The sequence below is a fragment of the Plastoroseomonas hellenica genome (assembly GCF_018129085.1).
GTDB classification, from domain to species: Bacteria; Pseudomonadota; Alphaproteobacteria; order Acetobacterales; family Acetobacteraceae; genus Plastoroseomonas; species Plastoroseomonas hellenica.
Window position 1 is genome coordinate 106,523 of the sequence record NZ_JAAGBB010000002.1, and the last position, 20,962, is coordinate 127,484.

Sequence of the window (20,962 nt, forward strand, 5' to 3'; positions counted from 1 at the left end):
AGGTTTGGCGTGACCGTCGTCACCCCCAGGACAGGCTTGCGCCCGGGCGGCCGCTTTGCGAAGGGTTGCGTATGCATCTTCTGCGACTCTTGGTGGTGGCGGTGCTTGCCTTCATGGGCTGCTCCGCCGCCGCCCAGCCCGGCGCCGTGATGGGCGACGGGCATGTCGCCATTCCCGGTCCCAATGGCATCACGCTGCGGGCCCTGCTGCTGCCGGCGCAAAGCGGTGAGCCCGGCGTGCCCGTGCTGGCCTTCCACGGCTGCGGCGGCCTGGGGCGGGCGGATCGCCCGATCCGCCTGCCGGCGCGGGAGCGCGATTGGGCGACGCGGCTGACCGCGCTCGGGCATCCCGTGCTCTTTGTCGACAGCTACGGCAGCCGCGGCCGGCGCGAGGCCTGCGAGGGCGGCAGCCGCGGGGTCGAGCCGGAGACGGTCCGCCGCGCCGATGCCCTGGCGGCCGCGAACTGGGCTTCAGGCCAGCCCTGGGCGGAACCGGGCGGGGTGGTGCTGCTCGGCTGGGCGCATGGCGGCAGCGCGGTGATCTCCGCCGCGGCACCGCCGCTGCCGGAAGGCGCGATCCGCGGCGTCATCGCCTTCTACCCCGGCTGCAACCGGCTGTTGCAGGACGCGCCGGAATGGCAGGCCGCGGTGCCGCTGCTGATGCTGCTGGGCGAGGCCGACGACTGGATGGCCGCCCGCTACTGCCAACGCCTGGCCGGGCGGGCGCCCGCCAATGTGGATGTCGTGGTCTATCCCGGCGCCCATCACGGCTTCGATGCCGCCAATGCACCGTTGCGGGAGCGGATGGGTTTGGCGGGCACCTCCCGCGGCGGCGGCGTCGCCACCACCGGGACCGATCCGGCGGCGCGGGCGGACTCCCTGCGCCGGGTACCGGAATTCATCGCTGGGCTGCGCCCCGTAGGCGGCTGAATCGGTTTTGCGCGCGGTAACGGCGTGTTAGACCCCCGCCATGAAAGCTGCGGAAACTCCCATCGCGATCGGCGCCGACCATGCCGGCCTGCCCTTGAAGGCGGTCCTGCGCGCAGCGCTGGAGGAGGCCGGGCACCCGGTGCTCGACCTCGGCACCCATGGGCCGGAGAGCGTGGATTACCCGGATTTCGGGCGGGCGGTGGCGGAGGCGGTGGCCGGCGGGCAGGCCCGCTTCGGCGTCGTCGTCTGCGGCACCGGCATCGGCATCTCGATCGCCGCCAATCGCAACCCGGCGATCCGCTGCGCCCTGGTGCATGACGTCACCGGCGCGCGGCTGACGCGCGAGCACAATGACGCCAATGTCGTCGCCTTCGGTGCCCGGATGATCGGCCCCGAGGTGGCGCTGGACGCGCTCCGCACCTTCCTCGCCACCCCCTTCGCCGGCGGCCGCCACGCGCCGCGCGTCGCCAAGCTGAGCCCGGACCGGAACGAGACGCCATGAACGAACAGAGTCCCGCCTTCACCCATGCCCGCTTCTTCGAAGCGTCGCTGTCGGAGACGGATCCGGCGCTGTTCGATGCGGTCCGCCAGGAGCTGGCGCGCGAGCAGGACGGCATCGAGCTGATCGCGTCCGAGAACATCGTCTCCCGCGCGGTGCTGGAAGCGCAGGGCTCGGTCCTGACCAACAAGTATGCGGAAGGCTATCCGGGCCGCCGCTATTATGGCGGCTGCGAGGCGGTGGACATCGCCGAGGAATATGCGATCCGCCGCGCCTGCGAGCTGTTCGGCTGCGGCTTCGCCAATGTGCAGCCGCATAGCGGCGCGCAGGCGAACCAGGCGGTGTTCTTCGCCCTGATGCAGCCGGGCGACACCTTCATGGGCCTCGACCTCGCGGCCGGTGGCCACCTGACCCATGGCTCGCCCGCCAACCAGTCCGGCAAGTGGTTCAAGGTGGCACCCTATACGGTGCGGCGCGAGGACCAGCAGATCGACATGGAGGAGGTGGCGCGCATCGCGCGGGAGGCGAAGCCCAAGGTCATCGTCGCCGGCGGGTCCGCCTATTCCCGCTTCTGGGACTTTGCCCGCTTCCGGGCGATTGCGGACGAGGTCGGCGCCTATTTCATGGTGGACATGGCGCATTTCGCGGGCCTCGTCGCCGGTGGCGCGCATCCCTCGCCCTTCCCGCATGCGCATGTGGTCACCACGACGACCCACAAGACGCTGCGCGGCCCGCGCGGCGGCATGATCCTGACCAATGACGAGGCGCTGGCGAAGAAGTTCAACAGCGCCGTCTTCCCAGGCCTGCAGGGCGGGCCGCTGATGCATGTGATCGCCGCCAAGGCCGTCGCCTTCGGCGAGGCGCTGAAGCCGGAATTCCGTGCCTATGCCCGCCAGGTCGTGAAGAACGCCCAGGCGCTGGCGGAGACGCTGAAGGGCCAGGGCCTCGACATCGTCACCGGCGGCACCGACAACCACCTGATGCTGGTGGACCTCAGGCCGAAGCGGCTGACCGGCAAGGCCGGCGAGGCGGCGCTGAACCGCGCCCACCTGACCTGCAACAAGAACGCCATCCCCTTCGATCCCGAGAAGCCGATGGTGACGAGCGGGGTGCGCCTCGGCTCCCCCGCCGGCACGACCCGCGGCTTCGGGGAGGCCGAGTTCCGCGAGATCGGCGCCCTGATCGGGGAGGTGCTGGATGGGCTCGCCCGTGCCAATGACGCGGCCGCCAACTCGGCCGTGGAAGACAGCGTGAAGGCCAGGGTGCTGGCGCTCTGCGGCCGCTTCCCGATCTACGCGGGCTGAGCGGGAAAGGCGCCGCACCATGCGTTGTCCCTTCTGCGGCGCCGAGGATACCCAGGTGAAGGACAGCCGTCCGGCGGAGGAGGGCGGCGCCATCCGGCGCCGGCGCTTCTGCAGCGTCTGCAGCAATCGCTTCACCACCTTCGAACGCGTGCAGCTCCGCGAGATCACGGTCATCAAGACCGATGGCCGCCGGGTGCCCTTCGACCGCGAGAAGCTGGCGCGCTCCGTCCGGGTCGCGCTGCGCAAGCGCCCGGTCGAGGAGGACCGGATCGAGCGCATCGTCAACGGCATCCAGCGCAGGCTCGAGACCGAGATGGAGGCGGAGGTGAATTCGCGCCAGATCGGCGAGATCGTCATGGAAACGCTGCGCGGCGTCGACCAGGTCGCCTACGTGCGCTTCGCCAGCGTCTATCGGAATTTCAACGAGGCGAAGGACTTCCAGTCCTTCCTCGGCGAGCTGGGCAAGCCGCCGAAAGGATAGGGCAGGGGTGCGATGATCGTCGTCATCCCGCTGCTGGCCGTGCTGGCGATCGTCTTCGGCCCGATGCTCTACGTGCGCTGGACCATGGCGCGGCATGGCAGCGACCGGCCCGACTTCCCCGGCACCGGCGGCGAACTGGCGCGCCACCTGCTGGATGAGGCCGGGCTGCAGCATGTGCCGGTGGAGCGCGTCGCCGCCGGCGACCACTACGACCCCGTCGCTCCAGCGGTGCGCCTCGGGGAGGACCATTTCGACGGCCGATCGATCACCGCCGTCGCGGTCGCGGCGCATGAGGTCGGGCACGCCGTGCAGCATCGCGACGGCATGGCGATGTTCGGCCTGCGCATGCGGCTGGTGCGGATCCTGATCGCGACCGAGCGCACGGCCTATGTGATCCTGCTGCTGGCGCCGGTGCTGGCCTTCTTCACCCGCTCGCCGCCGCTGATGTTCGCGCAACTCGCGCTCTTCGTCGCGGTCATGGCGCTCTCCGTCATCGTGCATCTCGTGACGCTGCCGGTCGAATTCGACGCCAGCTACCGCCGCGCATTGCCGGCGCTGGCGGCCGGCTATCTCGCCGGCCCCGACGTGGGACGGGCGCGGTCGGTGCTCCGGGCCGCGGCCTTCACCTATGTGGCGTCCGCGCTGATGTCGCTCCTGAACATCGCGCGCATCGCAAGGGTGTTCCGTTGAGTTTGGGCCTGCCGGGGGCCAGGCCTTCCGGCTAGTAAGTCCCAACGATGACGGCGGATGATCTTTCCCACATGCGGGCGGCGCTGGCGCTCGCCCGGCGCGGGCTCGGCAATACCTGGCCCAATCCGGCGGTCGGCTGCGTACTGGTGAAGGACGGGCGGGTGGTCGGGCGCGGCTGGACCCAGCCTGGCGGCCGGCCGCATGCGGAGACCGAGGCGCTGCGCCGTGCCGGCCCGGCGGCGCGGGGCGCCACCGCCTATGTGACCTTGGAACCCTGTTCCCATTGGGGGCGCACGCCGCCCTGCTGCGATGCCCTGACCCAGGCCGGCGTCGCCCGCGTGGTCTGCGCCATGCGCGATCCGGACAGCCGTGTCGATGGCCGCGGCTTCCTGCGGCTGCGCGAAGCGGGCATCTCAGTCGAGGAAGGCCTCTGCGGGGCCGAGGCGCGGGCGGTGAACGCCGGCTTCATCAAGCGGATCCTGCATGGCCTGCCGCTGGTGACGCTGAAGCTGGCGACCACCCTCGATGGCCGCATCGCCACCGGCACGGGCGAGAGCCGCTGGATCACCGGGCCGGAGGCGCGCCGGGCCGCGCATGGGCTGCGGGCGCAGCATGATGCGGTCCTGGTCGGCTCCGGCACCGTGCTGATGGACGATCCGGAGCTGACGACGCGGCTCCCTGGCGCCAAGCCGGTGGCCGATCTCCGGGTCATCGCCGACGCCCGGCTGCGCACCCCGGCCACGGCACGGCTGGTCGTGACCGCGCGGTCCGTGCCGACCTGGCTGATGACCGCGCCCGGGCACCCGCCGCCGGCCCTGGCCCCTTTCCAGGACGCCGGGGTCGAGGTGCTGAAGGTGCCCCGCGCCGAAGGTGGGCTGGAGCTCCGGGAGCTGTTGCGGGCGCTGGCCCGGCGCGGCGTGACCCGGGTGCTGGCGGAAGGTGGCGCCGGCATCGCCGCGGCCCTGCTGCGGGAAGGGCTGGTCGACCGGCTCGCCTGGTTCCATGCACCGGGGGTGATGGGGGGCGACGGCATGCCCGCCGCCTATCCCCTGCCGGTGACAAGCCTTGCCGGGATGCCCAGATTCCGCCGGATCGCGAGCCGGGCGCTCGGGGCCGACCTGCTCACTGAATTCGAAGCCGAGGAGCGATAAGGGATGTTCACGGGAATTATCGCCGCACTCGGTACCGTGCGGCAGGTGCTGCCGATCGGGGAGGGGCAGGACATGCGCCTCGTCATCGGCGCCTCGCCGGAGTTCCTGGCGGAGCCGGCGCCGGCGCTGATCGGCGCCTCCATCGCCTGTTCGGGCGTCTGCCTGACCGCGGTGCGCTTCGGCGCCGACGAATTCGACGTCGACGCCTCGGCCGAGACGCTGTCGAAGACAGTGCTGGGAAGCTGGGTCGCGGGCACCCGGGTCAATCTGGAGCGGTCGCTCAGGGTCGGCGACGAATTGGGCGGGCACATCGTCTCCGGGCATGTGGACGGGGTGGCGGAGGTGATCTCGGCGACGCCCGAGAATGCTTCGGTCCGCTGGCGCTTCCGGCTGCCGAAAGGGCTCGCGCGCTTCGTCGCTTCCAAGGGCTCCATCGCCATCGACGGCGTGTCGCTCACCGTGAACGAGGTTGACGGCGACGTTTTCGGGGTGAACATCATCCCCCACACCTCGGCCGTGACCACAATTGGCACCTTGCAGCCGGGAGCCCGGGTGAACATCGAGATCGACATGCTCGCGCGATACGTCGCGCGCCTGCAGGAGCACCAGGCGTGACCAGCATCACGACGACGCGCACAGCACTCTCCGACTTCGTGGCCCCCACCGAGGACCTGCTGGAGGAAGCGCGGGCGGGGCGCATGTTCATCCTCGTCGACGACGAGGACCGCGAGAACGAGGGCGACCTCGTCATCCCCGCGCAGTTCGCGACGCCGGATGCGATCAACTTCATGGCCAAGCATGCGCGCGGGCTGATCTGCCTGGCGATGACCAAGAATCGGGTCGAGCAGCTCGGCCTGCCGCTGATGGCCCAGGCCAACGGCACCCGGCATTCGACCGCCTTCACCGTCTCGATCGAGGCGAAGGATGGCGTCACCACCGGCATCAGTGCGGCCGATCGCGCGCGCACCGTCGCGGTCGCGATCAACCCGGAGCTCGGGCCCGAGCATATCGTGACGCCCGGCCATGTCTTCCCGCTGGTGGCGCGCGAGGGCGGCACGCTGGTGCGCGCCGGCCATACCGAGGCGGCAGTCGATTTCGCGCGGCTTGCGGGGCTCAATCCCTCGGGCGTGATCTGCGAGATCATGAACGACGACGGCACCATGGCGCGCATGCCGGACCTCGTCGCTTTCGCGCAGCATCACGGGCTGAAGCTCGGCACCATCGCCGACCTCATCGCCCATCGCCGCCGCACCGAGCGGCTAGTGAAGCGGGTCGAGGAAGGCACAATCGAGCATGCGGTCGGCGGCGACTGGCGCATCATCGTCTATGCCTCTTCGATCGAGGATGGCGAGCATGTGGTGCTGGTGAAGGGCGACATCACGACACCCGGGCCGGTGCTCACCCGCATCCACGCCGCCGGGCTGCTGGCCGACCATATCTCCGGCCGCGGCATCGCCGAGCTGCACAGCGCGATGCGGATGATCGCGGAGGCCGGGCGTGGCGTCGTCGTGCTGCTGCGTGATTGGCGGCTGACGCATCTCTCGGAACAGGTGCGCGCCGGGCGGGAACGCAAGCCGCTGACGCCGCGTATCCGCGACTACGGCATCGGCGCCCAGATCCTGGCTGATCTCGGCCTGCGCGACATCATCCGCCTGTCCAATTACCCACGCCCGGTCGTCGGCCTCGAAGGCTACGGCCTGACGGTCGTCGAATCGCGGCCGATCCCGCTGGAGCAGACATCATGAGCACCGCTGACGCCCCGGAGCGTAAGGCCGCGACCCTGCCTGGCGATCCGCCGCGCATCCTGGTGATCGAGGCGCCCTATTACCGCACCGTGGTCGAGGGCATGCGTCACGGCGCCGAACGCGTGCTGGCCGAGCTCGATGCTGAGGTCGAGGTGGCGGAGGTCGCCGGCGCCTATGAGCTGCCGGCGGCGCTGCGCCTGGCGCTGGAGGCGCAGGGCGTGGAAGACGGGCCGCAATGGGACGGGTTCCTGGTCCTCGGCTGCGTGGTAAAGGGCGAGACCGACCACTACAGCTTCATCTGCGACGCAGTCTGCAAGGGCATCATGGATATCGCGGTCGAGACCGGGGCGCCGATCGGCTTCGGGTTGCTGACCGTAGACAACTTGACGCAGGCCGAGGCGCGCTCCGCCGACGATCGGCACAACAAGGGCATCGAATGCGCGCATGCGGTGATCGGCCAGATCGCACTGGCGCGCCGCTGGGGGCTGCAATGACCGAACGCCGCCCGAAGCCGGCGGGACGCCCACGCACTGGCGCCCGCGTCGCTGCCGTTCAGGCCCTGTTCCAGAGCGAGCAGACGGGCGAGAGCCCGGAGGCGGTGATGGACCAGTTCGTGCGCCACCGCCTGGGTCCGATGGAGGATCGTGGCTTCGAGGACGGGCGGGTGACGGATGCGCATGTGCCGCTGTTCACCGCCGTGGTCCGCGCGGTGGCACGCGATGGCGATCGCGTCGATGCGCTGATCCGCGACCGGCTGGCGCGCGACTGGACGCTGGAGCGGCTGGATCCGGTGCTGCGTGCCTTGCTGCGCGCCGCGGCGGCGGAGCTGCTGACGCCCAAGGACCCACCGGCGCGCGTCGTCATCAACGAATACCTCGACATCGCGCGCGGCTTCATGGACGAGCAGGCGGCACGCTTCGCGAATGGCGTGCTCGACGCGCTGGCGCATGAACTGCGCCCGGCGGAGTTCAAGGTTGTATGATGACCTCAAGCGCCGGCATCCGCCGGCTTGGCTTGCGCGCTGTCAGGGCGGTATTGGCGGCAGCGGTCGGTCGCGCGCGGGCCGCATTCGCGGCCTCGGGGCATCGGCTTCGCCTCGCCGCCGCATGAGCGGGTGGCGGCCTGCGGCCGCGGGGTGTTGGACGCGGATGGTGCGGGTGCTTCGTCGTCGTGAGTGATCTTCCTCCCGAATTCGCTTTGATCGGGCGGCATTTCCGGCCGTTGGCCGGGGAGGGGGCGCTCGATCTGACCGACGACGCGGCGGTGCTGGCGCCACCGGCGGGGCGGGAGCTGGTGATCGCCGCCGATGCGATGGTCGCCGGCGTGCATTTCCTGGCGGACGACCCGCCGGAGACCATCGGGCGCAAGCTCCTGCGCGTGAACCTCTCCGACCTCGCGGCGATGGGCGCGGTGCCGCTCGGCTACCTGATGACCACGGCCTTCCCGAAGGATATCGAGGATGGCTGGATCGCCCGCTTCGCGGCCGGGCTGGCGGCGGATCAGCGCGAATTCGGCTTGTCCGTGTTGGGCGGCGACACGGTCGGTACCCCGGGGCCGATGACATTGTCCCTGACCATTCTCGGCCATGTGGCGCCGGGGGCCGCGCTGCGTCGCGCCGGCGCCAGGCCCGGCGATGATCTCTGGGTCTCGGGCAGCATCGGCGACGGGGCGCTCGGGCTGCGCGCGGCGCGTGGGCAATTGCCTGATACGGACGGGTTCCTGGCCGGCCGCTACCGGGTGCCACAGCCGCGCGTCGCGCTGGGTCTGGCGCTGGTCGGGCTGGCAACGGCGGCGATGGATGTCTCGGACGGGTTGATGCAGGACCTCGGGCATCTCTGCCGCGCTTCGGGTTGTGGCGCCGAGGTGCTGGCCGATGCGGTGCCGCTGTCGGATGCGGCGCGCGCTGCCATCGCGGTCGATCCGGGACTGAGGCCGCTGCCTTTCGGCGGCGGCGATGACTACGAACTGCTGTTCGCCGCGCCGCCCGCCAAGGCGCAGGAGATCCAGGCCGCCGCCGCTGCCGTCGGCATCGCTGCCACGCGCATCGGGCGCTTCGTCGCGGGCCATCCCGCGGCGAGACTGCTGGACGCGAAGGGGGCCGAGGTTGCGCTTCCGCGCGGGGGATGGAGCCACTTCTGATGCCGGGTCAGAACCCGAGGACCACCGTCTGGCTGCTCTTCTTCTGCCAGGCGCTGATGAACGCGACCATGGTCGGACAGGTCGCGATGGGCGCGCTGATCGGGCATTCGCTGGCCGAGGACAAGGCGCTCGCGACCTTGCCCATGGCCGTGCAGATGACCGCTGTCATGGTGGCCTCCATCCCGGCCAGCTTGCTGTTTGCCCGCTTCGGGCGCCGCGCCGGCTTCGTGCTCGGCGCGCTCTTCTCTATCACGGGATCGCTCACCTTCGCGGCCGGCGTCTGGCAGGGCGACTTCGTCCTCTACTGCGCCGGCGCGGTGCCGGCGGGATTGGGCTTCGGCATCGCCCAGCACTACCGCTTCGCCGCCGCCGAGGTGGCGCCGCCCGATTATCGTGCGCGGGCAATCGCGCTGGTGATGGCAGGCGGCGTGCTCTCCGCCATCTTCGGGCCGGAGCTGGTGAAGCACACGCGGGAGCTCGTGGCGCCGACGCTCTTCCTCGGCACCTACCTCGTCATCGCCTGCCTGCCGCCGATCGTGCTGCTGCTGCTGACCATCACCCGGCTGCCGCCTGCGCCGGCCCGGCCGAAGACCCGCACGCCGCTGATCGAGATCATGCGCCGGCCGGCCTTCATCGCCGCCGCCGGCAGCGGCCTCGTCGCCTATGGCACTATGAACCTCGTCATGACCTCGACTCCGATCGAGATGATGCTCTGCGGCTTCGGCGTCGACGCCAGCGCGACGGTCATCCAGATCCATGCCTTCCTGATGTTCGCCCCGGGCTTCGTCACGGGACGGCTGATCCAGCGCTTCGGCATCCGCCCCATCATCGTCGCCGGCGCACTGCTGACCATGGGCTGCGTCGCCGCCAGCGTCGCCGGCGTCAGCTTCGCGCATTTCGGCATCGCGCTCGGGCTGCTCGGCATCGGCTGGAACTTCATGTTCGTGGGCGCGACCGCGCTGTTGGCGACCAGCCACACGGCGGAGGAGCGGGTGCGCGCCCAGGCGGCGAATGACTTCATCGTCTTCGGCACCGTCGCCTGCACCGCCTTCCTCTCGGGCGCGATCCACGCCAAGGCGGGCTGGGCCGCGCTGAACCTGATGCTGCTGCCGGCGCTCGCGCTCGCCCTGGGGCTGGTCGCCTGGCAGGCCATGCGGTCCAGGCGGGCCGCGACCGCCTGACGGCGCCGTCTGCATCACCTTGTCCGTATATCTATGATGCAGACCTGGAGCGGCTCGCCCTCCCGGAGCCGGGCGTGTTGCTGGGCATTTTTCGCGGGCAAGGATCACTGGTAGAGCCATCCCGGTGGGAAATGGCGGCTCGAGATGTCCTGTCAAATTCCACTTGACCGGACAACACGAATGGCTCCTCTATCCCGGCAAACGCTTGGGGCAGGGGAGGAAACAGTGCGCAACCGTACTCGTGCGGGAAGCGAACCGCCGTCGCGGCCGCGCCTCCCGGCGCTGCGCCGTCGGGACGTCCTGGCGGGGCTGCTCGCGACGCTACCAGTGGCGGGCCAGGCGTCGGCGCAGGCCTATCCGTCGCGGCCGGTCAGGCTCATCATTCCCTTTCCGCCGGGCAACCTCGCGGATCTCACGGCGCGGCTGGCCGCGGAGGAGGTCCAGCGCCGCCTCGGCCATGGCTGGGTGGTCGACAACCGCGCCGGCGCCAGCGGGGCCATCGGCATCCGCGCCGTCATGCAGGCGCCGCCGGATGGCTACACGCTGCTGCTGAGCTCGCTGTCGCCCATCGTGGTGAACCCGGTACTCACAGCCAATCCGGGCTACGACCCGCTCGCTGACCTCGCGCCGATCCTGCTGATGGGCTGGACCGGCTATCTGCTTGTGTGCAGCCCGGACTTCCCCGCGACGACGCTCGCCGAAGCGGTGCGCGTGCTCCGCGCCGCGCCGGCCGGCCGCTATGCCATGGCGACGCCCGGCACCGGCACGGTGACGCATCTCGCCTCCGAGCAGTTCATGCTGCAGACCGGGACGCGGATGGAGACGGTGCCCTATCGCGGCAGCGGTGCGGCCCTGATGGATGTCGCGAGCGGCCGCGTCGCACTGATGATCGACGCCATGAGCACGTCCCTGCCGCAGGCCCGCGGCAGCCAGGTGCGGGCGCTCGCGGTGGTGCAGCAGCGCCGCTCGCCCCTCGCGCCGGAGATCCCGGCGATCTCCGAGCTCGGCGTCCCGGAGGTCGCTGGCATGGAGGTGCGGGCCTGGACCGGCCTGCTCGGCGCGGCGGCGACGCCGCCCGAGGTGGTGGACTACTGGAACCGGGAGCTCGGCAAGCTGCTCGCCGACCCCGCCGTCACCCAGCGCTTCGCCGCCCAGAACGTCGAGGTCGCGCCGCCCGCGCCGGCCGCAGGCTTCCGCGCGATGATCGAAGCGGAGCTGGCCCGCTGGCGGCAGGTGGTGCGCGACGCGCGGATCGAGGTGCAGTAGGCGACCCCGGGCTGAATCGCGATTCGCCTAAGCTCTCCGTGGCGACCAGCCGTAAGCCTTCGCGCAGGCGCCGCCCATGAGCATGGCCCGCTCGTTGTCGCTCAGGCGGTCCGTGCGGAGAAAGGGCTCGACGGCCTGCTCGTAGTTGACGACGGCGAAGGCGCGCGTCCAGTCCGTGCCCCACAGGCAGCGATCGAAGCCCCAGGCATCGAACACGCGGGCCAGCGGGTCCCAGATGTCCTGAAATGGATAGGGCTCCCGGGACAGCGTGCAGGCGCCGCTGACCTTGATCACCGCGTTCGGGCGCTTGGCGAGTTCCAGCACCTTCGGGAGGTCGGCCCAGGGCTGCGGCGGCGCGGGCGGCACGCGCGGTTGCAGGATGCCGAGATGGTCGATGATGAAGCGCGTCTCGGGATGGCGGTCGATGATGGCGGTGCCCGCGTCCAGATTGTCCCAGCACAGGATGTTGACCGGAAAATCGTGACGCACGGCGGCACGCAGGATCCGGTCGAGGCCCGGGTCGTTCGGGTCGCGCCCCGCCTCCTTTGGCAGCATGATGCGGATGCCGACCGCACCCGGCGTCTTCTTCCAGTCAGCGATGACATCGGCCACCGCCGGATCATCCGGATCGACCGGCTTGACGATGGCGAGCCGGCCGGGATGGGCGCGCTGCACCTCCACCGCATAGCTCGCGTCGTAGCGATACATGGAAAAGGCGGAGATGAAGATCGCGCCATCGACGCCGACCTTGTCCATCGCCGCCACCATCTCGTCACCCGTGACGTGATCGGGCCAGTTCGGCACGGTGTGCCAGGGTCGCTTCGCGGTGTTCGCCTCATAGGCGTGGACCTGCGAGTCGATGATGGTCATCGGGGACGCTCCTCCTCTGTGCCGCGCAGCTTGGCGAGCACGGAAGGTTTGTGTCCAGAGGGCCCAGGCTGCAGGCTGCGCGACAAGCCGCTGCAGGAGCCATCCCCATGCAATTCTTCGGACCGCCGGATACCGGCGAGGCACGTCCCTTCAGCCGCGCGGTGAAGACCGCCGGCATGGTGTGGGTTTCCGGACATTCGGCACCGCACGATCCGGCGCGCGGCATCCATCGTGGGGAGACCGCGGCCGATGAGGTGCGCAACGCGCTGAATTTTATCGCCGGCCTTCTGGCCGAGGCCGGCAGCAGCCTCGATCGGGTGGTCCAGGTCACCATGCTGATCAGCGATCGCGCCGACTACGCCGCCTGCAACGCGGAATACGTGAAGCATTTTCCGAATGGCCTGCCCGCGCGGCACACCGCCCTCTTCGGGGTACCGACCGAGGCGAAGGTAGGCTTCGCCTGCATCGCCCTGGCCGATTAGTCGGCGGCCCTGGTTCCTTTGGACAGGGCTCTGATCTAGGCTGCCGTCGAACGCCCCATCACCGGCTCCACGCAATGCAATTGCGAAGGATGTCGCATGAGATTAGCGGACAAGGTCGCCGTCATCACCGGCGCTGCCTCGGGCATCGGCCAGGCCAGCGCCCGGCTCTTCGCGGCCAACGGCGCGCGCTTGCTGCTGGTGGACCGCGAAGCGGCGCTGCTGGAGGATCTCGCCACGGAACTCCGCGCGCAGGGCCATGAATGCCTCGTCCGCGCCTCCGACGTCGCCGCCCCCGGTAGCGCGGACGCGGATGCCGGCGCCGCGCTCGAGGCCTGGGGTCGGATCGACGTTCTGCTCACCGCGGCCGGGATTTCCCCGGGCGGCACCGCGACCACCACATCGATCGAGACCTGGCAGGCGGTGATGCGCACCAATGTGGAGGGCACCTGGCTCTGGGCGCGCGCGGTGATCCCCGCGATGCAGGCGCGGCGTGCCGGCAGCATCATCACCATCGCCTCCCAGCTCGCGCGCGCCGGCGGGCGCAACAACATCGCCTACATCACCTCCAAGGGCGCCATCCTCGCCATGACCAAGACCATGGCGCTGGACTACGCGCCGGATGGCATCCGGGTGAACGCGCTGCTGCCCGGCGCCATCGAGACACCGCTCCTCCGCCGCAGCTTCGGCCGCGCCGCCGATCCGGATGCCGCGCGGGAGGCCTCCCGCGCCCGCCATCCGCTGGGCCGTCTCGGCCGGCCGGAGGAGGTGGCCGATGCCGCCCTCTACCTCGCCGGCGATGCCGCCGCCTTCACCACGGGGCTGGAGCTGGCGGTCGATGGCGGCTGGCTTGCCGGCTGATGGATCAGGGAGAGCAGCAATGAGCCGACTCATCACCCCGTCTCAGGTCGAAGCCTATCGGCGGGACGGCATGGTCTTCCCGCTCGACGCTTTCCCACCGGAGGAGGCGGAGCGCTATCGGCAGGCGCTGGTCCGCTGCTGTGCCGAGGCCGAGCGGCCGACCAGCGAGGCCGGCATCCGCCAGCCCTCCAACCGGGTCAAATCCTACCTGCTCTTTCCCTGGGCCGCCGAACTGATCCGCCACCCCGCCATCCTGGATGCGGTCGAAGCGGTGATCGGCCCGGACATCCTCACCTTCCACAGCACCATCTGGTGGAAGCCCGCCGGCAGCGCCGGCATCGTGCCCTGGCACCAGGACGGCACCTATTTCGGCCTGGCGCCCTTCGAGCATGTCACGGCCTGGATCTCGCTCACCGGCAGCGACCTCGAGATGGGCTGCGTGGAGGCGCTGCCCGGCTCCCACATCGCCGGCCAGCGGGCGCACCGGGACCGCAAGGACCCGAACATCATGCTCTCCCGCGGACAGAGCGTGGCGGATGCGGTGGATGAGGGGCAGGCGGTGCCGATGATCCTGCGGCCCGGCCAGTTCTCCCTGCACCACACCATGCTGCTGCATGCCTCCCGCCCCAACCGCTCGACGCATGACCGCATCGGGATCGGCATCTCCTACGTGCCGACGCACGTGCGCCATATCGGCGAGACCCGGCTGTCAGCCACGCTGGTGCGGGGTGAGGACCGCCACGGCCATTTCGAGCCGGAGCCCCGACCGAAGGCGGAGGGTGATCCGGCGGCCATCGCCGCCCATGCCGAGGCGATCGGACGGTTCTGGACGGCCAGCGAAGCCATTCCCGAGATGGCGCTGGTGCACTGACCAGCGCTGGGAGCCCGGCCGGGAAGCGAAGCTATGATCCGCGCCCGCGATAGTGCAATTCGACCCAGAGGTGGAAAAGAGGCACGCATAGGGTCGAACCACTCACCAAGAAGAGGAAGATCCTTGCGTCAGAGTCCATGCGTGGAAAGATCGCGTTCGTCGCGATAAGCGGCAGCGCTGCCCATGCCAGGCAGCGCCAGAAAATCTGCCGGTGATTTTGCAGCTCGGCCCTGCCGTATCGGATGAATACTGTCGATAGGTGGAGGAATTTCACCAGGGCAATGGCGCCCATACCGGCCAGGATGACGATCGCACCGAACAGCGCCAATGCTCGCAGGACCTCTCCGTCCACACCTGACCCATCGAAGACGGCGACGGCCGACATGGCGCTCATGGAAACGAGCATGAACAGGGATCCAAAGCCATAGAGGAGCGCCCAGCCCGTCAAGGCGACAATCGGAATGAGCGCAAATACGATGAACTCGAAGGCATAAAGAGTTCGGCTAAATCTGTCCGCGACAGACCTTGTGTTTCTCACGCCGTGGCTGCCCTTGGCTGTCCCGCGGCGTCAGAATAGCTCGGTGCGGCCCGTTCGGCGGCATCCCTCGAAGGCTGCACGTCGATCTGCCTAGCCCTGCCGCTGCAGCGTGAGCGCGTAAGTGAAGCGGTCGGCCGGGTGCAGGTTGAAAGCCACTTCCACGAGTTCGCCGTTGGCCAGGCGATAGGCGCGGCGGATGCCGATCGCCATGCTGCCGGGCGCGCAGGCGAGTTCGGCCGCGATCGCCTCCGGCATCGGTTCGGCGCGCAGCACCTGCTGCACCTCGCCGATGCGGACGCCGTACATCTCCTCGATCCAGGAATAGATGGTGCCGGATCGGCGGCCGATCATCAGCCCGATGCCCGCGTAATCCGAAAGGACGAAGACCTCGGTCCAGCAGATTGGCGCCTCCTGGCCGGCGACGGTCCGGAAGCCCTCGACCCGCAGCCAGCGCTGCCCGACCGAGCAGCCGAGGCGGGCAGCGAGCGCCGCATCGGCGGTGACGAGGCCGCTCTTGTCGACCTCGTAGCGGGCCTCGGTCGCGTATTGCAGCAACTCCTCCACCGAGGCGATCGAGGAGGTGTAGAGCGGCGGCGCCGCGCGGCGGACGACCGTGGTGCCCGCCCCCTGGCGGGAGGCGACCAGACCCTCCTCGCGGAGTTGCCGCAAGGCTTCGCGGATGGTGTGCCGGCTGACCCCGAAGCGGCGGCAGAGCGCGTCCTCGGTCGGCAGCTTCTCGCCGATCGCGCGGGCGCCGGAGAGGATTTCCTGCCGCAGCGCGTCGATCACTGTCCGGTAGAGGGGCGGGCTGTCCCCGCCGGCCTCCCGCTCTTTGCGCACGCTGTGCCCGACCATTACCCGATCCTGGTTTGTCAGAACAAGCTGGCCAGTCGAGAAGGCAGCGTCAACGTCCCCGTGCTGGGCCGGCGGCCGGCAGCTCCCCAGCTTCCATGGCCGGCGATGTCCGGCCAATTTTGTCTTGTCCGTACAACTTGGTCGTGGCAGATGCTCGTCAGGACCAGGGAGGAGGGCCGCCATGAACGCTGTCACCAAGCCGCACGCGTTGGACGAGGGCGATGCGGCGCAGCTCATGCTCGCGATCGACCGTTGGGTCGAGCGGGAGGTGAAGCCGATCGTCAAGGACTACGACCACGCGGACCGCTACCCGACTGACATCGTCGAGCAGATGAAGGCGCTCGGCCTGTTCGGCGCGACCATCGGCGCCGAGTATGGCGGACTCGGCCTTCCGGCCCGCACCTATGCGGAGATCGTCATGCGGATCTCCTCGGTCTGGATGGCGATCACCGGCATCTTCAATTCCCACCTCATGCTGGCGCTCGCGATCGAGAAATTCGGCACCCCCGCGCAGAAGCGCGCCTGGCTGCCGCGGCTCGCGACCGGGGAGGTCCGCGGCGGCCTGGCATTGACCGAGGCCGATGCCGGGACCGACCTGCAGGGCATCCGCATGACGGCGCGGCGCGATGGCGACCACTATGTGATCAATGGCGCGAAGACCTGGATCTCGAACGGCATCGAGGGCAACTGCGTCGCCCTGCTGGTGAAGACCGATCCGCATGCGCAGCCGCGCCACCAGGGCATGAGCCTCTTCATCGCGCCGAAGCAGGACGGCTTCCGGGTCGGCCGCAAGCTCGAGAAGCTCGGCTACAAGTCGATCGACAGCGCCGAGCTCATCTTCGAGGACTACCGGATTCCGGCCGACCACCTGATCGGCGAGGTCGAGGGGCAGGGCTTCTACCAGGCGACGGGCGGGCTCGAGCTCGGCCGCATCAACGTCGCCTCGCGCGGCGTCGGCATCGCGGAGGGTGCGCTGCGGCTCGCCACCGAATATGCCCAGATCCGCAAGACCTTCGGCAAGCCGATCTGCGAGCACCAGGCGATCCAGTTGAAGCTCGGCGAGATGGCGACCCGCGCGCGCGCCGCGCGGCTACTGACGCTCGACGCCGCCGATACCTTCGACCGCGGCGAGCGCTGCGACATGGAGGCGGGGATGGCGAAGTACTTCGCCTCCGAAGCAGCACTCGAGAACAGCATCGAGTCCATGCGCATCCACGGCGCCTACGGCTATTCGAAGGAATTCGACATCGAGCGGCTCTACCGCGACGCGCCGCTCACCTGCATCGGGGAGGGGACCAACGAGATGCAGCGCATCATCATCGCCAAGCAGCTCATCAAGCGGAACCCCGTGGCATGAGGCCGCTCGAGGGCATGCGGGTCGTCGCCGTCGAGCAATACGGCGCCGGCCCCTATGGCACCATGTTCCTCGCCGATCTCGGCGCGGAGGTGATCAAGATCGAGAATGCGGAGACCGGCGGGGATCCGGCCCGGCATGTCGGGCCGCACATGCTGGGCGCCGCCGACAGCCAGTATTTCCAGGCCTGGAACCTGAGCAAGCGGAGCGTCGCCCTCGACATCAAATCCCCCGATGGGCGGCGCCAGTTCCAGGCGCTGGTGCAGGGCGCCGACGCCGTGGTGAACAATTTGCGCGGCAGCCTGCCGGCGAAGCTCGGCATCGACTATGCGGGGCTGCAGGCGGTGAACCCGGCCGTGGTCTGCCTGCACATCTCCGCCTATGGCCGCGACAATGAGCGCGCTTCCTGGCCGGGCTACGACTACCTGATGCAGGCCGAGGTCGGGCTGATGAGCCTGACCGGGGAGCCGGATGGGCCGCCTTCCCGCGTCGGCGCCTCCATGATCGACACGATGACCGGCATGACCGGCATCATCGGCCTGTTGAGCGCGGTGCTGCGGGCCCGGCAGACCGGCATCGGCTGCGACGTCGACACCTGCCTCTTCGACGTGGCCATGCACCAGCTCTCCTATTCCGCGATGTGGTACCTGAACGAGGGCGACGCGTCCCGCCGCCTGGCGCGCAGCTCCCATCTCTCGCTGGTGCCGGTGCAGACCTTCCCGACCGCGGATGGCTGGATCTTCGTCATGTGCATGACGGAGAAGTTCTGGCAGCTCTTCTGCGAGGGGATCGGTCGGCCGGACCTGCCGGAGGATCCGCGCTTCGCCGGCTTCACTGCCCGCCGGGAGAATCAGGCGGCGCTCACCGCGGTGCTGGACGCGGCGCTGCGCCAGGCCCCGACCGCGCATTGGCTGAAGATCCTCGGCGGCCTGCTGCCAGTCGCGCCCGTGAACGACCTGGCCGAGGCGCTCGACAGCGATTTCGTCCGCGCGAAGGGTATGGTGCAGAGCATCTCACATCCCGCGAAATCAGCGATGAAGGTGCTGGCGAACCCGCTGAAGATCGATGGCGTCCGCCCCGGGCAATCGGCCTGCGCCTCGCTCGGCGCCGACAATGCCGCCTTGCTCGGCCGGCAGGTCCCGGCATGAAGCTCGAAGGGCTGCGCGTCGTCGATCTCTCCTGGTTCCTGCCGGGACCTTATCTGACCTTGGCGCTGGCCGATCACGGCGCGGAGGTGATCAAAGTGGAGCCGCCGGGTGAGGGCGATCCCGGCCGCCGCATCGGGCCGCCGGATGGCCGCACCGGTGTGTTCTTCCGTAACCTGAACCGCGGCAAGAAGAGTTTGGTGCTCGACCTGAAGCGGGACGAGGACAGGAAGACGCTGCTCCGTTTCTGCGACACCGCCGATGTCGTCGTCGAATCCTTCCGCCCCGGCGTCGCCGCCCGGCTCGGTGTCGGATACGAGCAGGTCAGCCAGCGCAATCCGGGTGTCGTCTATGTGTCGATCAGCGCCTTCGGCCAGGACGGCCCCTATCGGGGGCGGCCGGCGCATGACCTGGCGCTAGAAGCGGTCAGCGGCGTGCTCAGCCTCACGCTCGGTGATGATGATCGGCCGGCCATCCCCGGCATCCCCGCCGCCGATATCACCAGCGCGCTGCAGGGCCTCTCGGGCGTGCTGATGGCGCTGCTGCGCCGCGTCAGCACGGGCCGCGGCGACTATCTCGACATCGCCATGCATGACGCGCTGGTGGCAGCCTGCGCGAATGTCGTCGGCCCGACCTTCGCCGAGGATCGGCAGCCGGCCGTGAAGCAGGAACGGACCACCGGTGGCGCCGCCTTTTACCGCATCTACGACACCAGGGACGGACGGCAGCTCGTGCTCGCGGGGCAGGAGGAGAAGTTCGTCGATACGCTGCTGGGCGCGCTCGGTCGGCGGGATCTCGCGGCGCTCTGCGCCCGCGGGCCCGGCCCGCACCAGCAGCCGGTGATCGAATTCCTGCAGGCGACTTTCCGCCAGCGCGACCTGCGGGACTGGCTCGACTGGCTTGGCGGCCTCGATGTCTGCTTCGCACCGGTGAACACGCTGCCTGAGGCCTTCCGGGACCCGAACCTGCTGGCGCGCGGGATGGTGCTGGTGGACGCGGATGGCCGCCGCCACATCGCGCCGGCCGTCCGTTTCCGTGATGAGCCGGCGCGCCCATCCCTGCGGGAGCCGTTGCATGGCGAGCACACGGCGACGTTGCGGGCTGCCCTCGATACCCCCGCCTGACGACGGCAAACAGGAGACGCAACATGGTCGGCATCGCGAAGCAGGTCGGGCCGCAGCGCTGGCGGGAGAGCTTCGGCCGCTACTATGAGGAATTCGAGGTCGGCGACGTCTACGAGCACCGGCCGGGTCGCACCATCTCGGAGACAGACAACACCTGGTTCACCCTGCTGACGATGAACACCCATCCGCTGCATTTCGACACCGCCTTCGCGGCCAGGTCGGAGTTCGGGCGGCCGCTGGTGAATTCCTGCCTCACGCTCTCCATCGTCGTCGGCATGAGCGTCAGCGATCTCAGCCAGAAGGCGGTCGGCAATCTCGGCTGGAACGACATCCGCCTGACCGCGCCGGTCTTCGTCGGCGACACGATCTATGCCGAGTCCGAGGTACTGGCGAAACGCGAATCCGCGAAGCGGCCGACTCAGGGTATCGTCACCGTGCGCACCACGGGGAAGAAGGCTGATGGTACCGCCTTCATGAGCTTCGAACGCACCATGCTGATCCCGAAGCGCGGCCACGCCGTGGACGACATCGCCGATTACTAGTGTCCTGCCCGCAAAGTTCGCTGCGGTTCGCAGCGAGCGGAGCGGATAAGCAGGCCACTGAAAACAAAGTCTGGTGTCCCATTGCGGTCCAGGCGCTGGATTCCGAGGCGCTCCTCGCCCAATCTGTCGGGGGCGCAGTCGCCGCGCCGGGGCGGATATCGATGGATACGACGGTACAGAAGGCGCTCACCATCCTCGAGGTACTGGCGCGCAGCGATACGCACCGGGGCATCACCGAGCTGGCGGGCGAGCTCGGCCTCAGCAAGAGCAACGTGCACCGGCTGCTGAGCACCCTGATCCAGCTCGGCTATGTCGCGAACGAGGATGGCCGCTACGGGCCGACCAGCAAGCTCTGGGAACTCGGGTCGCTGATCATCGGCCGCTACGACGTTCGCCGGCTGGCCCGCCCCATCATGGAGGTCCTGGCGCGGCAGAGCGGGGAGACGGTGCATCTCTCGGTGCTCGATGAGATCAGTTGCGAGGTCGTCTATATCGACAAGATCGAGAGCGGGCAGGCGGTGCGCGCCTATTCCGAAGTGGGCGGCCGCGCGCCCGCCCATTGCGTCGCCACCGGCAAGGCGATGCTCGCGGAGTTGCCGGATGCGGCACTGCTGGCGCTGGAGGGCCGGCTGGTTCCGCATACGCGCCGCAGCATCGCGACGGTGGAGGAGCTGTTGCGCCAGGTCGCGCAGATCCGGCGCGACCGCTTCGCGGTCAATCACGGCGAATGGCGGGACCAGGTGCGCGGCGTCGCTTCCGTCATCCGCGGCGCCGATGGGCGGGTGGCCGCGGCGATCGGCATCTCGGGTCCGGCCGGCCGGCTGACGCAGGACTTCATCCGCCGCACCGCACCGATGGTCGTGGAGGCCGGCGACACCGTGTCCCGCCTGATGGGCGGCAGCCGGCCGGCGGCCCACGTCGCTTGACGGTCCTCTGGG

At 69.6% G+C, this 20,962-nt stretch carries 24 protein-coding genes; 21 read left to right on the forward strand and 3 right to left on the reverse strand.

Annotated features, from left to right (window positions below):
- The first annotated feature begins 71 nt into the window (after nucleotides 1-71).
- From GXW71_RS02110 to GXW71_RS02170, 13 genes are all read left to right on the forward strand, one after another.
- Nucleotides 72-929: a dienelactone hydrolase family protein gene (locus GXW71_RS02110; protein WP_211850737.1), complete on the forward strand. Its 858-nt coding sequence runs from the start codon at nucleotides 72-74 to the stop codon at nucleotides 927-929.
- Nucleotides 930-969: 40 nt separating this feature from the next.
- On the forward strand, nucleotides 970-1,431 hold the full coding sequence (gene rpiB, locus GXW71_RS02115; protein ID WP_211850738.1) for a ribose 5-phosphate isomerase B: 462 nt from the start codon (nucleotides 970-972) through the stop codon (nucleotides 1,429-1,431).
- Nucleotides 1,428-2,732 carry a serine hydroxymethyltransferase gene (gene glyA / locus GXW71_RS02120; RefSeq protein WP_211850739.1) on the forward strand — a complete coding sequence of 435 codons (1,305 nt, stop codon included), beginning with the start codon at nucleotides 1,428-1,430 and terminating at the stop codon, nucleotides 2,730-2,732. Before rpiB ends, glyA begins: the two co-directional genes overlap by 4 nt.
- Nucleotides 2,733-2,751: 19 nt before the next feature.
- Nucleotides 2,752-3,213 (forward strand): transcriptional regulator NrdR, encoded by a 462-nt coding sequence (gene nrdR / locus GXW71_RS02125; RefSeq protein ID WP_211850740.1) that lies wholly within the window; start codon nucleotides 2,752-2,754, stop codon nucleotides 3,211-3,213.
- Between the two features lie 12 nt (nucleotides 3,214-3,225).
- Nucleotides 3,226-3,903: a zinc metallopeptidase gene (locus GXW71_RS02130; protein WP_211850741.1), complete on the forward strand. Its 678-nt coding sequence runs from the start codon at nucleotides 3,226-3,228 to the stop codon at nucleotides 3,901-3,903.
- Between the two features lie 47 nt (nucleotides 3,904-3,950).
- Nucleotides 3,951-5,054, forward strand: coding sequence for a bifunctional diaminohydroxyphosphoribosylaminopyrimidine deaminase/5-amino-6-(5-phosphoribosylamino)uracil reductase RibD (ribD, locus tag GXW71_RS02135; protein ID WP_246526207.1), 1,104 nt, complete (start codon nucleotides 3,951-3,953; stop codon nucleotides 5,052-5,054).
- Nucleotides 5,055-5,057: 3 nt separating this feature from the next.
- Nucleotides 5,058-5,669: a riboflavin synthase gene (locus tag GXW71_RS02140; RefSeq protein ID WP_211850742.1), complete on the forward strand. Its 612-nt coding sequence runs from the start codon at nucleotides 5,058-5,060 to the stop codon at nucleotides 5,667-5,669.
- Nucleotides 5,670-5,674: 5 nt separating this feature from the next.
- A complete protein-coding gene (ribB, locus tag GXW71_RS02145) occupies nucleotides 5,675-6,799 on the forward strand; it encodes a 3,4-dihydroxy-2-butanone-4-phosphate synthase (protein ID WP_211850869.1) in 1,125 nt (374 codons plus the stop codon).
- The gene (gene ribH / locus GXW71_RS02150; protein ID WP_211850743.1) at nucleotides 6,796-7,293 is read left to right on the forward strand and encodes a 6,7-dimethyl-8-ribityllumazine synthase; all 498 of its coding nucleotides are present in this window, start codon (nucleotides 6,796-6,798) and stop codon (nucleotides 7,291-7,293) included. The genes ribB and ribH overlap by 4 nt, the downstream gene beginning before the upstream one ends.
- On the forward strand, nucleotides 7,290-7,781 hold the full coding sequence (gene nusB / locus GXW71_RS02155) for a transcription antitermination factor NusB (RefSeq protein ID WP_211850744.1): 492 nt from the start codon (nucleotides 7,290-7,292) through the stop codon (nucleotides 7,779-7,781). The genes ribH and nusB overlap by 4 nt, the downstream gene beginning before the upstream one ends.
- A gap of 188 nt (nucleotides 7,782-7,969) precedes the next feature.
- The gene (thiL, locus tag GXW71_RS02160) at nucleotides 7,970-8,938 is read left to right on the forward strand and encodes a thiamine-phosphate kinase (protein ID WP_211850745.1); all 969 of its coding nucleotides are present in this window, start codon (nucleotides 7,970-7,972) and stop codon (nucleotides 8,936-8,938) included.
- Nucleotides 8,938-10,119 carry an MFS transporter gene (locus GXW71_RS02165; protein ID WP_246526208.1) on the forward strand — a complete coding sequence of 394 codons (1,182 nt, stop codon included), beginning with the start codon at nucleotides 8,938-8,940 and terminating at the stop codon, nucleotides 10,117-10,119. Before thiL ends, GXW71_RS02165 begins: the two co-directional genes overlap by 1 nt.
- Before the next feature lie 225 nt (nucleotides 10,120-10,344).
- Entirely contained in the window at nucleotides 10,345-11,385 is a 1,041-nt protein-coding gene (locus GXW71_RS02170) for a Bug family tripartite tricarboxylate transporter substrate binding protein (protein ID WP_211850747.1), read from the forward strand.
- Nucleotides 11,386-11,412: 27 nt separating this feature from the next.
- On the opposite strand, the gene GXW71_RS02175 is transcribed toward GXW71_RS02170, so the two are convergent.
- Complete coding sequence (locus GXW71_RS02175; protein WP_211850748.1) at nucleotides 11,413-12,255, reverse strand: amidohydrolase family protein; 843 nt, start codon at nucleotides 12,253-12,255, stop codon at nucleotides 11,413-11,415.
- 107 nt (nucleotides 12,256-12,362) lie between these two features.
- On the opposite strand from GXW71_RS02175, the gene GXW71_RS02180 reads away from it, so the two are divergent.
- The 3 genes from GXW71_RS02180 to GXW71_RS02190 all read left to right on the forward strand — a co-directional run bounded on the left by GXW71_RS02180 (nucleotide 12,363) and on the right by GXW71_RS02190 (nucleotide 14,466).
- Nucleotides 12,363-12,737, forward strand: a complete 375-nt coding sequence (locus GXW71_RS02180; protein WP_211850749.1) for a RidA family protein — start codon at nucleotides 12,363-12,365, stop codon at nucleotides 12,735-12,737.
- Nucleotides 12,738-12,833: 96 nt separating this feature from the next.
- Nucleotides 12,834-13,595 (forward strand): SDR family oxidoreductase, encoded by a 762-nt coding sequence (locus GXW71_RS02185; protein ID WP_211850750.1) that lies wholly within the window; start codon nucleotides 12,834-12,836, stop codon nucleotides 13,593-13,595.
- Between the two features lie 19 nt (nucleotides 13,596-13,614).
- On the forward strand, nucleotides 13,615-14,466 hold the full coding sequence (locus GXW71_RS02190; RefSeq protein WP_211850751.1) for a phytanoyl-CoA dioxygenase family protein: 852 nt from the start codon (nucleotides 13,615-13,617) through the stop codon (nucleotides 14,464-14,466).
- A 31-nt stretch (nucleotides 14,467-14,497) separates the two neighbouring features.
- On the opposite strand, the gene GXW71_RS02195 is transcribed toward GXW71_RS02190, so the two are convergent.
- Nucleotides 14,498-15,004: a hypothetical protein gene (locus GXW71_RS02195; RefSeq protein ID WP_211850752.1), complete on the reverse strand. Its 507-nt coding sequence runs from the start codon at nucleotides 15,002-15,004 to the stop codon at nucleotides 14,498-14,500.
- Between the two features lie 90 nt (nucleotides 15,005-15,094).
- Nucleotides 15,095-15,859, reverse strand: coding sequence for a GntR family transcriptional regulator (locus GXW71_RS02200; RefSeq protein WP_211850753.1), 765 nt, complete (start codon nucleotides 15,857-15,859; stop codon nucleotides 15,095-15,097).
- Nucleotides 15,860-16,040: 181 nt separating this feature from the next.
- On the opposite strand from GXW71_RS02200, the gene GXW71_RS02205 reads away from it, so the two are divergent.
- The 5 genes from GXW71_RS02205 to GXW71_RS02225 all read left to right on the forward strand — a co-directional run bounded on the left by GXW71_RS02205 (nucleotide 16,041) and on the right by GXW71_RS02225 (nucleotide 20,950).
- Nucleotides 16,041-17,216: an acyl-CoA dehydrogenase family protein gene (locus GXW71_RS02205; RefSeq protein WP_211850754.1), complete on the forward strand. Its 1,176-nt coding sequence runs from the start codon at nucleotides 16,041-16,043 to the stop codon at nucleotides 17,214-17,216.
- Nucleotides 17,213-18,361 carry a CaiB/BaiF CoA transferase family protein gene (locus GXW71_RS02210; protein ID WP_211850755.1) on the forward strand — a complete coding sequence of 383 codons (1,149 nt, stop codon included), beginning with the start codon at nucleotides 17,213-17,215 and terminating at the stop codon, nucleotides 18,359-18,361. The genes GXW71_RS02205 and GXW71_RS02210 overlap by 4 nt, the downstream gene beginning before the upstream one ends.
- A complete protein-coding gene (locus GXW71_RS02215; RefSeq protein WP_211850756.1) occupies nucleotides 18,358-19,482 on the forward strand; it encodes a CaiB/BaiF CoA transferase family protein in 1,125 nt (374 codons plus the stop codon). The genes GXW71_RS02210 and GXW71_RS02215 overlap by 4 nt, the downstream gene beginning before the upstream one ends.
- A 23-nt stretch (nucleotides 19,483-19,505) precedes the next feature.
- The gene (locus GXW71_RS02220; protein WP_211850757.1) at nucleotides 19,506-20,024 is read left to right on the forward strand and encodes a MaoC family dehydratase; all 519 of its coding nucleotides are present in this window, start codon (nucleotides 19,506-19,508) and stop codon (nucleotides 20,022-20,024) included.
- A gap of 161 nt (nucleotides 20,025-20,185) precedes the next feature.
- Nucleotides 20,186-20,950 carry an IclR family transcriptional regulator gene (locus tag GXW71_RS02225; RefSeq protein WP_211850758.1) on the forward strand — a complete coding sequence of 255 codons (765 nt, stop codon included), beginning with the start codon at nucleotides 20,186-20,188 and terminating at the stop codon, nucleotides 20,948-20,950.
- Nucleotides 20,951-20,962 lie beyond the last annotated feature (12 nt).